General features: G+C 49.4%; 13 protein-coding genes. 5 read left to right on the forward strand and 8 right to left on the reverse strand.

Features of this window, described 5'->3' with window-relative positions:
- The first annotated feature begins 33 nt into the window (after positions 1–33).
- A complete protein-coding gene (locus tag F4Y64_06950) occupies positions 34–957 on the forward strand; it encodes a sel1 repeat family protein (protein MXX97337.1) in 924 nt (307 codons plus the stop codon).
- A 126-nt stretch (positions 958–1,083) separates the two neighbouring features.
- Here F4Y64_06950 and F4Y64_06955 read toward each other — a convergent pair whose 3' ends face one another.
- Genes F4Y64_06955 through F4Y64_06965 form a run of 3 tightly spaced genes read right to left on the reverse strand, consistent with a single transcriptional unit; the run spans position 1,084 to position 4,935 of the window.
- The gene (locus F4Y64_06955; protein MXX97338.1) at positions 1,084–3,063 is read right to left on the reverse strand and encodes a TonB-dependent receptor; all 1,980 of its coding nucleotides are present in this window, start codon (positions 3,061–3,063) and stop codon (positions 1,084–1,086) included.
- A gap of 40 nt (positions 3,064–3,103) precedes the next feature.
- Complete coding sequence (locus tag F4Y64_06960; protein MXX97339.1) at positions 3,104–3,673, reverse strand: hypothetical protein; 570 nt, start codon at positions 3,671–3,673, stop codon at positions 3,104–3,106.
- On the reverse strand, positions 3,673–4,935 hold the full coding sequence (locus F4Y64_06965; GenBank protein MXX97340.1) for a glucose-1-phosphate adenylyltransferase: 1,263 nt from the start codon (positions 4,933–4,935) through the stop codon (positions 3,673–3,675). Before F4Y64_06965 ends, F4Y64_06960 begins: the two co-directional genes overlap by 1 nt.
- Positions 4,936–5,033: 98 nt before the next feature.
- On the opposite strand from F4Y64_06965, the gene F4Y64_06970 reads away from it, so the two are divergent.
- On the forward strand, positions 5,034–8,393 hold the full coding sequence (locus F4Y64_06970; GenBank protein ID MXX97341.1) for a chromosome partitioning protein ParA: 3,360 nt from the start codon (positions 5,034–5,036) through the stop codon (positions 8,391–8,393).
- Here the strand turns inward: F4Y64_06970 and F4Y64_06975 are convergent.
- Positions 8,353–8,685: a DUF393 domain-containing protein gene (locus F4Y64_06975; GenBank protein ID MXX97342.1), complete on the reverse strand. Its 333-nt coding sequence runs from the start codon at positions 8,683–8,685 to the stop codon at positions 8,353–8,355. The two genes, F4Y64_06970 and F4Y64_06975, sit on opposite strands and share 41 nt — an antisense overlap.
- Positions 8,686–8,699: 14 nt before the next feature.
- Here F4Y64_06975 and chrA point away from each other — a divergent pair, with 14 nt between their 5' ends.
- The 3 genes from chrA (at position 8,700) to F4Y64_06990 (ending at position 11,781) form a co-directional block, all read left to right on the forward strand.
- Positions 8,700–9,803, forward strand: a complete 1,104-nt coding sequence (gene chrA / locus F4Y64_06980) for a chromate efflux transporter (protein MXX97343.1) — start codon at positions 8,700–8,702, stop codon at positions 9,801–9,803.
- Between the two features lie 227 nt (positions 9,804–10,030).
- Positions 10,031–11,140: an ATP-binding protein gene (locus F4Y64_06985; protein ID MXX97344.1), complete on the forward strand. Its 1,110-nt coding sequence runs from the start codon at positions 10,031–10,033 to the stop codon at positions 11,138–11,140.
- An 8-nt stretch (positions 11,141–11,148) separates the two neighbouring features.
- On the forward strand, positions 11,149–11,781 hold the full coding sequence (locus F4Y64_06990) for a hypothetical protein (GenBank protein ID MXX97345.1): 633 nt from the start codon (positions 11,149–11,151) through the stop codon (positions 11,779–11,781).
- A 155-nt stretch (positions 11,782–11,936) separates the two neighbouring features.
- Here F4Y64_06990 and F4Y64_06995 read toward each other — a convergent pair whose 3' ends face one another.
- The 4 genes from F4Y64_06995 to F4Y64_07010 all read right to left on the reverse strand — a co-directional run bounded on the left by F4Y64_06995 (position 11,937) and on the right by F4Y64_07010 (position 14,874).
- Complete coding sequence (locus tag F4Y64_06995) at positions 11,937–12,890, reverse strand: electron transfer flavoprotein subunit alpha/FixB family protein (GenBank protein ID MXX97346.1); 954 nt, start codon at positions 12,888–12,890, stop codon at positions 11,937–11,939.
- 8 nt (positions 12,891–12,898) lie between these two features.
- On the reverse strand, positions 12,899–13,648 hold the full coding sequence (locus F4Y64_07000) for an electron transfer flavoprotein subunit beta/FixA family protein (GenBank protein MXX97347.1): 750 nt from the start codon (positions 13,646–13,648) through the stop codon (positions 12,899–12,901).
- A gap of 450 nt (positions 13,649–14,098) precedes the next feature.
- A complete protein-coding gene (locus F4Y64_07005; GenBank protein ID MXX97348.1) occupies positions 14,099–14,323 on the reverse strand; it encodes a hypothetical protein in 225 nt (74 codons plus the stop codon).
- Between the two features lie 41 nt (positions 14,324–14,364).
- Positions 14,365–14,874, reverse strand: coding sequence for an NYN domain-containing protein (locus tag F4Y64_07010; GenBank protein ID MXX97349.1), 510 nt, complete (start codon positions 14,872–14,874; stop codon positions 14,365–14,367).
- Positions 14,875–14,954 lie beyond the last annotated feature (80 nt).

Consider the following 14,954-nt stretch of genomic DNA (forward strand, 5'->3'; position numbering starts at 1 on the left):
CAGACTAACTACTGCGGATTCGATCATAAGCCTATGCGATTCTTGTTTTTTCTTTTCTCTTTGATACTTCTGGCATCAGAGAATTCCAGCTACATCGCAGCACAGAGTGTTGATCAGTTACATCAAGCAGCAGAGTTAGGCAATGTTGAGGCTCAATGGAAGCTAGGAGTTGCCTATGCAAATGGTCACGGAGTTGAAGAGAACGATGAGGAGGCATTAAAATGGTTTCAACTTGCAGCTGAACAAGGACTTGCCAACGCACAATACAGCCTTGGAGGTGTGTACTACAACGGAAAAGGTGTCCAAAAGAACGATCAGGAGGCTTTGAAGTGGTTTCAACTCGCAGCCGAGCAAGGACACGCCCACGCACAGGGTAGCCTTGGATTTATGTACTACAATGGGGAAGGTACTCCGCAAAACTACCAAGAGGCCATGAAATGGTGGAAACTCACAGCGGAGCAAGGACACGCCAGAGCTCAAAGGAACCTTGGAGTTATGTACGAAAATGGCCACGGCGTACCAGAAAACTATCAAGAGGCTTTGAATTGGTATCGACGGGCAGCGGAGCAGGGAGATACCACGGCACAGCGCAATCTCGGAAATATGTATGACAATGGAAAGGGGGTCCCGAGAAACGAACAGGAGGCAATGAGATGGTATGAGTTAATCGCCGAGCAGGGAGATCCCAGTGACCGTTATTCCCTAGGAATGGAGTATATGAATAAACGGCAATTCCCAAATGATGGGGATGATTACAACCATTGCAGTGATTGCAATTATTTCAACGTAAGAGCCTACGCATGGTTAAGTGTCGCTGCCATGGAAGGACATCAATTAGCATTTGCCCAACAAACTTCACTCCGTGATTCATTTATGACACCCAGTCAGATAATCGAGGCTCAAAACTTATCAACAGAAATTTTTAATCGAATCCTATCTGCAAATAACAACCCGTAAGCGTCACAATCTTATTCTTCAAGTCGGAGCAGTGAGTTATTGAAATATTTGCCTCTGATCTGTATAACTTCCTTTGCTCAGCCCCCGACGCAACCTGAGAGAACTCGCCTCACTCTTCAGTCGCTCTCAAAATGTCACTTGAAGGCCAGCGTGCAATGCCCTGCCCGGCCCCGGAAGCCCCAATTGAGGTAGGACCACCTCGTCGGTGAGATTGTTTACTCTTGCAAATAGTTCCGCCGAGTACCCCCCATGGAGAATCAGCCACGCAACACGAGAATTCATCACCAGTGAATTCGGAAGTGGAATCAGGTTATTTTCCTCTCCTAATCCATACGCCTGGCCCAAATAGGAACTCTCCAATACGACCGAAATCCCTATCCCAAGTCGGTAATCCACATTGCAACTCCCAATCCAGGATGGCTTTTCCACAAGTGGCTGAGTCCCACTCGGGCTAAGTTCACGGGCACGCATCCCCGTTAGACTACAACTGAGTAGCAGGCTTGGGATCACTCTGGAGGTGACGGTGGCCTCAAGCCCGAACACACGGCTTCCTTCAAGATTGACTCGTTGACGCCTTGCGCTGGTTTCCCCTTGAAGCAGCACCATCTCCTGGCCAATCGTGTTGTAGGTTCGGTTAAAGAAAGCGATGGCCTCCGCGGTGGTTTCACCTCGCTCAAATTCGATCGCTGCCTCGGTGAGAAGAGAAGATTCAGGCTCTAGATCCGGGTTAACAAGAAAACGCCCCAAGGCCTCTCCAAATAATTCCCGCATGGTTGGAAAACGCGATTTGCGTCCGACGACCCCTCTGATCGTTACACCGGGATAGAGTTCATGGGACAGCCCCATGGTCGCCCCCAACCCTGTCTGTGGGCCGCGGTCAGGCTTATCACCCGTTTTGGGAGTTACGAGAACATCCATACTTGCACCAACCATCACATTCACCAGACCAGGTCTGGTATATTCAATCCCGTTACTAAAAATGCGCTGCGAAAAAACTCTGTACAGCGATGATCCCTGCACCGCAAGGTCTTCCTGTTTATGACTCGATGAAAGAAGATTGACCGCTGCCCGGAGTGATCCAGAGTTCGAAAAATCACGCAAATACGTGAGTCGTGCTCCGTACGTATCATCCTCGTCAATCTGGGTTTCTAGCTGTTCGGAATAGGATTTATCGGAGTACTGTGCGATGGTTTGGCCAAATCTGCTGACCCATGCTGTACCGCGCAGGGTTCCGTCCAGGAAAGGAAACTTGCCGCTAAGGATCGCCATATTCTTGCCCCAATCTGGGTACCGCCAATAGCGCACATTTGCGTTCCGTGGATCCAGATGCCCCTCGGGCGCGATTCCTTTCTTGCCATCAAGGCGCAAGAATGAAATTCCAATACTCCCCTCGCCCGCGACATTAAAGGAGAATTGCCCAAAAACGGATCGCATCTGGCGGTCGGTATTGGTTCGAACGTCGTTCGAGTCTTGGCTGTACGGCAGATCGGCCTCCTGTGGAAGGCCATAGCCATCTTGATCAGAGATTCCCACAAAAACCGTGGACTGGAAATTTTCCGTGCGACGAAGCCAAGTCATCCGGGCCTGCTGCGAACCATACGAACCCAAAATTCCTGACACCTGTGAAAAACTTCCTGGATTACGAAGCTGCCTAGAGGTCATGTTGATTGCCCCACCAAGAACATTCGCCCCATAAAGAACGGACGGGACGCCTTTGGCGATCGAAATTTCTCCCACGACCTCTGAAGGAATAAGGCTCAGATCTATCCGATTATCCCAAGGAATATTAAGCAGAGCTCCGTCAAAAAATAAACTCACCTGCCGCTCGCCTGCCCCCCGCAAATAGATAAGCGATTCTCCCCTGGAGTTCGTCTGAAGGTGTGCCGATGGAATCTGCCGAAGGACAGGATGAATGGAAGCGGCATCTGCTTGGGCAATCCCTGCCAAGCGAACCTGCTGCATGGTGGATATGGACGATATATCAGGAGAATCTCCTGATGAGCGTACAACAATGTCCCCTAGCTCATAGTGGATGAGTGAATCCGTCGGCACCTGAGCCTGCACTGTCCCGGCTACACACAAAAAAAAGAGTGTCCTCAGGATCATATGTCCATGAGTGATCAACCTGTAGCCCGATACAAGGGTACTATTCGGCGGGTTCCGATTCAATATCGGTCAATAGATCCTGGAGTTCTGTAACTGGCCACGACCGGTTGTAATGATGCGGTCGAATTTGTAAGCGACCTTCCTCGGCTAGCTGCCTCTGTGCTGTAACCCCAAGATGTCTTCCCAAATCTTGAGCAATCAAATCTATTTGATGCTGTTTTAATTCCCTTTCGCTGATAATTGCGCCAAGTGCGCGATGCAATGCTCTATGGCGATCCTGGCCAACCCAGTTCGTGACGAAATTGTCTCGGATAGAAGTGACCTCCTCTGCTAGTTTCTTCTGTTTCTCCTGCATCTCCGTGTACTCCTCGACGATGGCTCGCATACGCTCACCGTAAGGGATTAATTCAGGATGAACTGCTGCTGCATCCATCAACATCGCCAATTCTACTTCGATCCTTGAGGCTTCGGCAGCTACCTGCTGGGCAGCCGTGAGCACGCTCGCAGCAATCTGCTCATCCGTACTGCCGCCATAGGTCCTACACCCCGTTAAAATCAAAAGTCCAATCAACGGTGGAGCCAACCAGTATTTACTCTCAGCCAATTGCATCAGATCACGGTTTCATCAGGAATGAAGACATTCTTCGGAATCACGACAACGCCGTCCCGGATATAGAAATTATCTCCATCGTGCTCTTGTACGCCTTCCTTATTGCGTATGATGCACTTATTCCCAATACGCACATTCTTGTCTACGATGGTACCCTCGATAAATGCATGATCTCCTACGCCGGGCTGTTCCGGGCCTTCGATGCGTTCGCTGGATGCCAATCCATGCAACGGATAATAGTCTGCACCCAACAGAACTGAGTCACGGATCGTCGTGTGGTTGCCAATGCATGAGCGAATTCCAATCACGGACCTGGTAATGGAACTCTCACCAATTATACTTCCCTCGGACACAAGACTGTCCGTGAATTTAGCCCCTGATATTTTTGCGGGTGGGAGCATCCGTGCATTTGTGTACAATCTCTTATTTGTATCGTAGATGTTGAATCCCGGTAGAGGGTCTGTCAGCATCAGGCTGGCATCATAGTACGAGCGAATCGTACCGATATCACTCCAGTACCCTTCAAATGGATAACTGACCACTTTCACTTTATCAATTGCCCGGGGAATAATCTGCTTCCCGAAGTCGTGATCATCCGGATGTTGGTCGAGTGCCTGGAAGAGAAGTTCGCTATCGAACACATAAATACCCATGGACGCCAGATATACACGTCCAGCCGCCTCCATAGATTCACTGACCATACTTGACTTTCCGGCGAGGTCCTGGGGCTTTTCGTAGAATTCTGTGATCTCCTGATGTTCATCGGTTTTGAGAATACCAAAACCAGAGGCTTCTTCTGCCGTAACTGGAATCGTCGCGACAGTGACTGCCGCATCGTTGGCTACGTGGTGATCAATAATCTTTCGATAGTCCATTGAGTAGAGTTGATCTCCCGATAGAATCAGCGCATATTTCTGACGATAAATTGAAACGTGAGGAATGCATTGGCGAACGGCATCCGCAGTCCCCTGAAACCAGTTTGCGGAACGCTGTGTCTGCTCAGCAGCCATGACCGTCACAAAGCCCCGTCGATAATTATCGAATCGATAGGTGTGAGCAAGATGACGATTCAAACTGGCAGAATTGAATTGCGTCAAAACAAAGATCTTGTTGACATTGGAATTAATACAGTTGGACACCGGGACGTCAATAAGCCGGTATTTGCCGGCAAGCGGCACCGCAGGCTTGGAGCGAAGAAGGGTGAGCGGATACAGACGCGAGCCCGCTCCTCCTCCGAGGATAATGGCAATACAATCAGTCATCTGAATTGAAGTGATTCACAGAAAGATAGGGCTATACTGCGATGAATTAACATGACTGAGTGCGAAACCGCCAGAATGATGTGTGGTAAACTGCTCTGATGAGCAATGAGTCCCGATACATCCTAAGTGGAATCCAGACCCGACTCCAAGGATGCTGGAATCGTCTGGTCACGGAACGCGTGGCCATTGGCCTTGTTTTGCTGATCATTACTGCCGCCAGTGGCCTTGCCCTGCTGCTGATGGTGGAGATGCGTTTCTGGATGCCAACCTCATGGCGCAGCATATTCTTTTGGGGCTGGGTTATTGCAGCCGTTGCCTTGTTTTTTTGGCTTGTCATTCGACCTTGGATCAGTGGGTGGATACGCCGTTCACAATACAAAAGTATAGCACGTACGGTAGCCCAGGAGCAACCCGCTCTACAGAACCGATTGGTATCCCTGCTTGAATTATGTAATGGGGATGCAAGCCCCGCCCCTCAACCCTTGGTTGATCATGCCGTGCAGTCACTTGATGCAGAAATATCCAAATTGCCACTCGTTGAAAGAGTGAACTGGCGTCAACCCATCGCCTGGAGCCGATATGCCGTAATCCCACTTGGGCTGATCGCCATGCTGGTTCTCGCAGCCCCGCAGGGGTTTAGAGACGCTTCTGTCCGCCTATTCTCACCCGGCACAACCTTCGAGCGCCCCGCCCCATTCTCTCTCGTGGTCACACCTGGTAATACCGAGGTGACCAAAGGAGATTCACTAGTAATGATTGCCCATGTATCGGGGGCTACGGCGCCGAATATGGTGATCTTTGAACTAGGTGTAATTGGAGAAACTCGCATACGATCCCAGGATGTCACGGTCGATTCACTTGGCCGTTTTCTCTATCAGGAAAACAATCTGCGTCTGCCATTTCGGTACCGTGCAGTGTCCGGTTCGGTGACATCTGACTGGTATGATGTTGCCGTCATTGACCGACCAGTTCTCCGAAATCTGCAAATCACCTTACATCCCCCACCCTACTCAGGGCTTCCAACTGAAGAATTGCCCGCCGGGACAGGGAATATTACCGCATTACAGGGCACTGAAGCATATATTCGGATTCGATCCAGTATTCCTGGCACACGAGCCTGGCTTTCTCTTGATTCGGATAGCGACGATATCATTCTTGACGACTTGGCTGGAACGATTACGATTCACGATGAAACCAGCTACCGCATACTGCTCGAATCTTCGAGTGGTGTCCGTAATCTTGACCCGATCAGCTATTCGGTTACCCCACTGTATGACCGCCATCCTTCCATTGAACTTATCTCTCCGGCTCCCCGGACAGATATGGATTTTGAGCTTCTGGTACCATTAACCATTCGTGTCCAGGACGATTTTGGTTTCTCACGCTTTACCCTTTCCTGGCGCCATTCGGAGAGTCGTTTTGGGGATACAATGGATTCTTTCCAAGAAATGGAACTCCCACTTCCAACTGCTCCCGAAATCCAATATCTCTGGGATCTGGATTTGACAACTGGACTTGACATTGTCCCTGGAGATGTAATCAGTTACTTCGTAACGATCTGGGATAATGACGGATACAATGGCCCCAAAAGGAGCTCAAGTGCAACCCGGGAACTACGTCTTCCATCTATTACTGAACGGTACGAAGCGCTTGAGGCTGCGCAGGATGAAACGGAGTCTGGCCTTGAGTCGCTTTTGGAAGAGACAGAACTGATACGGGAAGAATTTGATGAACTCAGGGATGAATTGCGAAGAAAACAGGATGCCAGTTGGGATGACCGCCAAAACCTTGAAGAGTTACGCCAAGCACAGGAAGATCTCCAAAATCGGGTAGATGAGCTTACCAGCAATATGGCCGATGCTGCACAGCAAATGGAAGATCACGACTTGGTAAGTGATGAATTGCTGGATCTGTTCGAAGAACTCCAGAATGTAACGGAAGAGATCAATTCTCCGGAACTCATGGAAGCGTTGCAAGAGCTACAGGAGGCCCTGTCTGAACTCGACCCTGCCATGATGCAGGAATCACTGGAAAAATTTGAGTTCAACGAAGAGATGTTCAGAGAGCGCATAGAGCGAGCTCTGGAATTATTCAAAAATTTTCAAGTGCAGCAACAACTTGAAGAAGCGGCCCGACGCGCGGAAGACCTACAACAGGTACAAGAGAACCTTGCTGAGCAAACCAGTGACGAGGATGCTCAGGAGAATTCAGAAGATCTTGCAGACGAGCAGTTGTTGGCGTCGGACGAAATGACGGCCCTTGAAGACAAGATGGAAGAAATCTCTGATCGGATGCAAGAGCTTCAGCGAGCCCCCACAAGCCAAATGGAGCAACTCAACGAGCAAACGCAAGCTCAGGAACTCCCCGAGAATATGCGGCAAAATGCTCAGCAGATGGAATCTGGGCAGATGCAACAGGCTAATCAGGGACAGCAGCAAATGAGCCAGAGTATGCAGCAGTTGCAGTCGGACCTGCAGAACATCCAGAGTGGGATGCAAGGACAACAAATGCAGGTCAACCTTGCGGCACTCAAACTGATTTTGAGTAATATTCTCCGATTGTCCCAAGATCAGGAGGAGCTACGTCGAAAGATTGCAAATGCCACTCAAGGAAGCCCCTTACTGCGCGATTTTGCACAGGAGCAATCAATTCTGGAATCGGGTGGTGCAGTCGTTGCTGACTCTATTCAGTCACTGGGCCGCAGCTTGCCACAGTTGTCCCGGAATGTGCAGCAGTTTGCCGGGAATGCAATTTTTCATATGTCCGCCACTACAGAGGCACTAACTGATCGCAATAGCAACGCTGCGGAGTCCTATGCTGCACAGGCAATGACCAGCCTGAATGACCTCGCTCTTCTTCTGAGTGACCTCCTTGATCAACTCATGAATTCATCATCAAGCAGCGGTGGTGGGATGTCTATGGAGCAAATGATCCAACAGCTCCAACAAATGGCTGCACAACAGCAACAACTAAATCAAGCACTTGAGGAATTTTTTGGACGGCCGCAGGGGGAGCGATTGACCCCAGATATGCAGGAACGGCTACAACAGATCGCTCGACAGCAAGAAGCGATGCGACGTCAACTTACGGAGATGGCACAAGAGCGTGATTTAGCCAATCAGTTGGCCGGCGACCTGGAACGTATCGCACAGCAGATGGAAGAGTCCATTCAGGAGTTACAGTCTGGTCAGGTCAATCGCCCAATGAGGCAACGCCAACAGCAGATCCTGACTAGACTTCTTGATGCATCACGAAGCCTCCAAGAAAGAGGCCGCGAGCGGAAACGTGAAGGTCAACAGGGATCTAAAACTGAACGCGTGAGTCCCCTACCACTACAACCAGACATGACCAAGGACGAACTGCAACGTGCACTGATGAACGCACTCGAAAGCGGGTACGCAAAAGATTATCAGGAACTCATTCAGCGGTATTTCGAGTTGCTCCAGAATCAACAATGAGATGTCGCCTTTTCGCGATCATTCGATAAACTGCATCACGGAGGGGCCTTGGAATGATCATGAGTACCTGTGCGACCATACTCCATAGACCTCCCAGATGCTTCAACGCGCGGAGAGTTGCAGTAGACGCTTCCCATGTTCCTTTCTCGTCACTTAAAGTGACGCATGAGGAATCAGGTGGAAGCTCTTTAAATGATAGACGGTTATGATGGTCATGTCTGCGGAGCCAGTTTACGGAATAATTGCAGAATTCGCACTCGCCATCATAACCTAGTTCGATCTTTTTCGCCATGAACTCACACCTTCATGAATGAACTGATACGGCTATTCCTCAAACTGGGTTTTATCGGATTCGGCGGTCCTGCTGCAGTCATTGCAATGATGGACGATGAAGTCGTAACCCGCCGCAGATGGCTCACCAGAGAGCATTTCCTGGACCTGGTCGGTGCGACCAACCTGATTCCCGGCCCAAACTCAACGGAAATGGCCATGCACGTTGGCTATGAGCGGCGTGGTTTTGGTGGTATGGTCGTCGCGGGCCTCTGTTTCATTTTACCCGCTGCGGTGATGACTGGTGCACTCGGATGGCTGTATGCCGAATATGGTGCCGTACCTGAGGTAGAGCCATTCCTTCGCGGCATTAAACCGGCTGTACTGGCAATCATTCTGGGAGCTCTCTGGCGCTTGGGCAAGTCTGCGGTTAAAGCTTGGTCACTGATTCCAATTGGTGCAGCAGTGGCGATTGGACTATTGCTTGGTGTCAACGAGGTACTGGCCATGTTGGGAGGAGGCCTATTGGGACTTGGGGGGCTTTATTTTTGGCGCCGTCGATTGACGGCCGTCAGCGCAATCCTCCCCTTCCTTCTTGGATTCCTACAGACCCCCAAGGTAGAGTATAGTATTTGGACACTTGGCTGGTTTTTTCTCAAGGTTGGTTCGGTTCTCTACGGAAGTGGTTACGTCCTGATCGCATTCCTGGAGGGTGGTTTGGTGCAAACCTATGGCTGGTTGACTGAGCAGCAACTGTTGGATGCAATTGCTATCGGCCAGTTTACCCCTGGACCCGTTCTTAGCACAGCTACATTTATCGGAGTATTCCTGGACGGCTGGCAGGGTGGATTGATTGCCACCATTGCAATCTTTCTGCCGTCGTTTGTTTTCGTCAGCATTCTAAACCCGCTCATTCCCCGCCTGCGTAAATCAACCTTAATGGGGTCATTTCTGGATGCCGTAAATGTCAGCGCAGTTGCACTGATGCTTGTAGTCACGGTACGGCTGGGGCTCAGCGTGTTGACTGGCTGGGCATCTGTTGTGATCTTCTTACTGGCGGCGGTTGCGGGCCTGCGCTTTAAGGTCAATGCCGTTTGGCTGGTCGCAGGTGGTGCCCTGCTTGGGCTGTTAATGATTTGATTGAAGTTAACTTTGACATTTCCCCAACGATATACTCTCAGAACTTAATCGGTCGGATTCTGTATCTTGTTGGTCAGCACTATTCTCTTGGCATCAAACATCTGTTGATGCTTATTCGTATAAAGGCTGTGAAAAGCGTAGTAACGATTTGATGGATATGTTTTGCGCTTTGGGCTCCTGAGTTATCATCATATCGGTGGATCTCACAAATATAACATGTGCTGAACATGCATAACGATAAATTGCATCTCTCTGATTTATCTATATCAAATTTCCGGGGGATTCATCACCTTTCGATTAAAAAACTGGGACGGGTTACCCTGATTACTGGTCTAAACGGAGTTGGTAAGACAACAGTTCTTGAGGCAGTGCGGGTGTACGCGACTCGTGGGGATCAGGATGTGTTTCGAACATTACTCTATTCGAGAGATGAACTCGTGGAGGCCCCTGACGAAGACCGGGATCTTATAATGTTTCCTGATTACTCAGCTCTCTTCTTCGGTAGACATGCCACTCCTAGTCAATCTATTTCAATTGGCCCCCTATCTGGCAAAGATTGCCTCAAAATTGAAGTGGTAGATGTAAAAGACCTGCCCGAGCCCCAGCAAGATCTTTTTTCCAAGCTTAATTCTGAAGCGAATCAGGCCTTGAAGGTTGTACACCGCGACGCACAATCGGTACTCCCCTGGCTCGCCGGTATTCATCATGTCCCGAGAGCACTGCGACGGATGAGACTCAGTCGCCAAGACATGTCGGATCCAATTAATTGTGAATCATTAGGCCCAGGGCTCTTGGATAATTATGTCCTCGCAAGCTATTGGGATAAGGTCGTCCTGACTCCACAAGAAGCCCTTGCTTTGGAAGCTCTCAACCTAACGGGACAAAAAATAGATCGTGTTGCAGCAATCGGAGAGGATAGTAGACGATACGGTAGATCCGGTAGCCGAATTGTGGTCAGGATGAATGATCAGACAAAGCCTCTCCCACTTAAAAGCTTGGGGGACGGAATTACGCGTTTATTTGCAGCCAGCCTAGCATTAGCCGTTAGCCGTGATGGTTTTCTGGTTATTGACGAAGTGGAAAATGGAATCCATTACTCTGTTCAACACGAATTTTGGAAGATGGTATTGAAGGCTGCACACGAGTATAACGTTCAGATACTCGCCACAACCCATAGCTTCGATTGTATCAAGGCGTTTGCAAGTGCTGCTACTGAAATCAAAGAATCAAATGGTGCTCTAATTCGCCTGGAGGGAGAGAATGGCGATATTCGAGCGATTGAGTATACGGAGGAAGAGTTAAAAATTGCAAGCTATCATGATATTGAAGTTCGATAGATAACTTGATGACACTCAATAAACCTCAAAAAAATATACTCCTTGTTGAAGGGAATGATGATATGCATGTAGTTTGGCATTTTTGGAACCACCATCATCCCGGATATCAACCTTTCGAGATCGAAGTTAGAGGGGATATTGACAAACTAATTGACGCAATTAGCACTGACCTCAAATCCCCTGGCAGGGAGACGCTAGGCATTTTAGTGGATAGTAACGATAAACCGATAGATCGGTGGAAAAGTATAGCACACAGGATAAAGAACGCTGCGGAGATCCAAATACCCAGAAAACCTAAACCAAACGGGACGATCATCAACAATGTAAGGCCCCGGATAGGAATATGGTTAATGCCTGATAATGCCTCTCCGGGTGAGTTAGAAGATTTCATCTCTAGATTAGTTCCTGAGGGTGACGCTATTTGGCCGAGAGCTAATCAATATATAAATGAAATTCCCGAAGGAGACCGCAAATTTAAGGAAAGAAAAGAGTCGAAGGCAAAAGTTCATGCGTGGCTTGCAACACGCAAAGAACCGCACCGCATGGGTACCGCAATCACAGCCGGCGATTTGGATTTAGCCACACCGATTGCAAAAGGTTTTCACAGATGGCTACATCAATTATTTGCTGATACCCCATAACCGAGTGCCAAATACGAACTATGCCATCAGGTGTGACTCAACTCCCGAAAAATGAGGACTCGTGACTGGTGGCGGCACGTGCCTGCTTGTTACCCGAATAGCACTATGGAAATTCCACTAGTACGGAATTATCTTCAACGAAACCTTACGGTAATCTACGCTGCATCCCGAATGGCAGCCGTAAGGGCAGGAACGACCTCAAATAAGTCTCCCACGATGCCGTAGTCGGCAACCTTGAAAATCGGGGCGTCCGGGTCCTTGTTAATGGCAAGGATACACTTGGATCTTGCAACGCCGGCGATGTGCTGCGTCGCACCCGAAATACCAACGGCAATATATAAGTCTGGAGCTATTGCACGCCCGGTCTGCCCCACATGCTCGCTGTGGGGACGCCAATGATCATCACTTACCGGGCGTGAACAGGCCAAAGCAGCATCCGAACCAAGTGCATCCAGAAGGTCTTCAAGTATATGCCAGTTTTCTGGCCCCTGTAAGCCCCTGCCTCCGCTCACAACGATCGATGCGTCGGTCACATCCGGGCGCTCACTTGCAGCTTTGGTCTGAAGGTCGACCGTGGTTTTGGGAGTAATGCTGTTGGCTGCATACGCTACCGCTTCGGCAAACCCACCTGACGGGACAATTGGTGTAAATGATCTGGGACGAAAGCTTACCACTATCGGCTTGGCTAATAATGTTACGCTGGCGACTACCTTACCTCCGTACAATGCACGCTTGAACCTAATCTCGTTAGATACCACCTCAAACCCTGTGCAATCTTGCGCCAAAGGAACCGAAAGATGCTGGGCCAATCGTCCCATGACATCTTTTCCCGTACTTGTTGCTGCCATCATAACCACATCGGCCGATTCTACTACCTGAGCTGCAATGGAAGCCAAAAGCTCGGCCCCCTGATAGGTATCCTCACCCAACGGAAATGACACTACTTCAGGAGCAACCTTGCCGGCAGCCTCCACTACGTGGTCATGAACAAGCAGTCCCCAACTCCCACCCAGAGAAGCGGAAAGTGTAGAGGCCGCCTGACATACTTCCAGGGTTGAAGTCGTCAGACCTGAGCCACTTGTTTCCGCTATAACCAGAATTTTGGACATCGCACTCCTTAGATCACCTTTGACTTTTCACGCAAAAGAGTCACGACCTCGGTCGCTACTCCATCTTGGTAAACCAGGATCTTCCCTTCTGACCGTGATGCAGGCAATTCCAATGATTCAACATGAAGTTGAGGAGATTCCAGTGTCACCGTCTCTTTCTCAATTGACTTTCGCTTCGCTTTCATGATGCCCTTAAAGGATGGATACCGAGGTTCGCCGATCCGCCGATTCACACCGATGACCGCCGGAAGCTTGCAGGTATGGATTTCGTCGCCCTGCTCGACAGGATGCCTGACAGTCAGCTCTCCTGAGTCAATGCTCAGTTCCTCTACACCCGTCACACATGGCCAGTCAAGTAATACTCCCAGTCTTTGAGGCACTTGGGCCCCTGCCCCATCAATCGCAACCTCTCCCGTCAAAACCAAATCAAAATCATGCTCTCGGATACGCTCCGCAAGCACCTCCGCCACGATGAATGGGTCATCGGGCATCGTATCACACTGAAGATGGGCGGCTTCATCGGCCCCCATCGCCAAACCCTGCCTCAGAGAGCTTTCTACCCGATCAGGGCCAAGAGCAATCAGCGTAACTGAACCTCCATGCTGATCCCGCAGTCCGATGGCCACTTCAATAGCAGACTCATCATGAGGGTTGATGATCCAAACTAATCCTTCATCCGTCACATGAGACTGGTCCGCGCTCAGTATCGGCCTCGACTCGGTATCAGCGGTCTGTTTCACACAAACGGCAATATTCATGAGTACTCCAAGAAAGATGCTCGGATTGATTTTACAGAAATATCCAAGAAAGCCAGACGAGCTTATCTATGGGTCATTCTTCATGATCAACGCAATTGCAAAGCAGACGGTTATACCTGCAAGGTTGTCACTTTTATCCAACATTCAGCCCGATTTTTTTCTATGGAGATCCATATTCCCATTAGTCATTCTGGACCGACCCCGAATTTGTTCAAGGAGACGATACACGAAGCAGAACGAGGCGCATCTGGTCCTCAAGACTGGCACAAGAGGTGAAGTTACCCAAAAACACAAACCGACGAAAACATGGTCAACCTAGACAACTGATAACTAGTGTAAGCCAGAGAATAGCGATTCGGTTGTTCCCGCGTAATCGACACCGGGACTTTGGTGTGAAGGTATTTGATTATCCGGCAGATATGCCTGCCCTTTCAAGAATACTCCGGCCGCTCAGCTACGCTCTTTCAAAAGTTCACGGAAATACTTCCGAATTCTTCTTTTTTCATCTCGATCAAGTTCATTCCCCGTCACTTTACGTGCCTTGAAAAGGAGATGACCATCAATATCTGGAGGCAACCAACCGTCTTTTATTTTTAGTTCACTTGCCCTCTCCCCAGAGACGCTATCAACCACTTCTTGGGCAACGACTCTGAGAAGATCTCGTTCCTGATCCAAATCGCCAGACTCGGGGGAAGATGACTTCGAAAGAAATATTTTTAGATCAGACGATTCCCATACGTGGATAACATCAGCTTCTTGGCGCAGAAGGTTGGATTGGTTACTCTTTGCAGGCTTGATACCCAACAAATGAACCCGAACACCATATTCTTGGGCCAAGAGCACCCCACTCTGATATCTTCATCCCCCGTCAACAACATACAACTATCCATGGCCCTGTTGCGGGCCAATGTAATCATATCCGTCACAATTAGAGAATCCACACCTTTCTGCTCACCACGACTGTTAATGAGACCAAGCCGAACTTTGACATTTGACAAACGAGCAAGTTCTGTGTGTTGGGTGGTAGGATGTAGGTACGCACCATCATACCAGTATATCCGAAGTAAATCCAACTTCGAATGCTCCTCTGCTGCCAGCCTCAACTTCTCTTCGACCGCAACGTAATTCAACGACACATCTTCTCGCTTCAGTTGTTCCCCAAATAATTCCTTGGTCCCCGCTGCGAAGAGATAGCCCGCATCAACAAACACGGCGACGCGTTCCATGCGTCAATAAAATAATGGACAAAAGCTAAGGGCCCCCTCAGGGGCCCCCTATGTAGATTACCCGAATACAGTGGGTAATC

Source organism: Rhodothermaceae bacterium (genome assembly GCA_009838195.1).
In the GTDB taxonomy this organism is placed as follows: Bacteria; Bacteroidota; Rhodothermia; order Rhodothermales; family Bin80; genus Bin80.

What these genes read in the sequence shown, in the direction of transcription:
- F4Y64_06965 (MXX97340.1), bottom strand. Translation starts at nt 4,935, where the DNA reads ATGACTGATTGTATTGCCATTATCCTCGGAGGAGGAGCGGGCTCGCGT.
- chrA (MXX97343.1), top strand. Translation starts at nt 8,700, where the DNA reads ATGAATGAACTGATACGGCTATTCCTCAAACTGGGTTTTATCGGATTC.
- F4Y64_07010 (MXX97349.1), bottom strand. Translation starts at nt 14,874, where the DNA reads ATGGAACGCGTCGCCGTGTTTGTTGATGCGGGCTATCTCTTCGCAGCG.
- F4Y64_06955 (MXX97338.1), bottom strand. Translation starts at nt 3,063, where the DNA reads ATGATCCTGAGGACACTCTTTTTTTTGTGTGTAGCCGGGACAGTGCAG.
- F4Y64_06985 (MXX97344.1), top strand. Translation starts at nt 10,031, where the DNA reads ATGCATAACGATAAATTGCATCTCTCTGATTTATCTATATCAAATTTC.
- F4Y64_06950 (MXX97337.1), top strand. Translation starts at nt 34, where the DNA reads ATGCGATTCTTGTTTTTTCTTTTCTCTTTGATACTTCTGGCATCAGAG.
- F4Y64_07000 (MXX97347.1), bottom strand. Translation starts at nt 13,648, where the DNA reads ATGAATATTGCCGTTTGTGTGAAACAGACCGCTGATACCGAGTCGAGG.
- F4Y64_06990 (MXX97345.1), top strand. Translation starts at nt 11,149, where the DNA reads ATGACACTCAATAAACCTCAAAAAAATATACTCCTTGTTGAAGGGAAT.
- F4Y64_06995 (MXX97346.1), bottom strand. Translation starts at nt 12,890, where the DNA reads ATGTCCAAAATTCTGGTTATAGCGGAAACAAGTGGCTCAGGTCTGACG.
- F4Y64_06975 (MXX97342.1), bottom strand. Translation starts at nt 8,685, where the DNA reads ATGGCGAAAAAGATCGAACTAGGTTATGATGGCGAGTGCGAATTCTGC.
- F4Y64_06960 (MXX97339.1), bottom strand. Translation starts at nt 3,673, where the DNA reads ATGCAATTGGCTGAGAGTAAATACTGGTTGGCTCCACCGTTGATTGGA.
- F4Y64_06970 (MXX97341.1), top strand. Translation starts at nt 5,034, where the DNA reads ATGAGCAATGAGTCCCGATACATCCTAAGTGGAATCCAGACCCGACTC.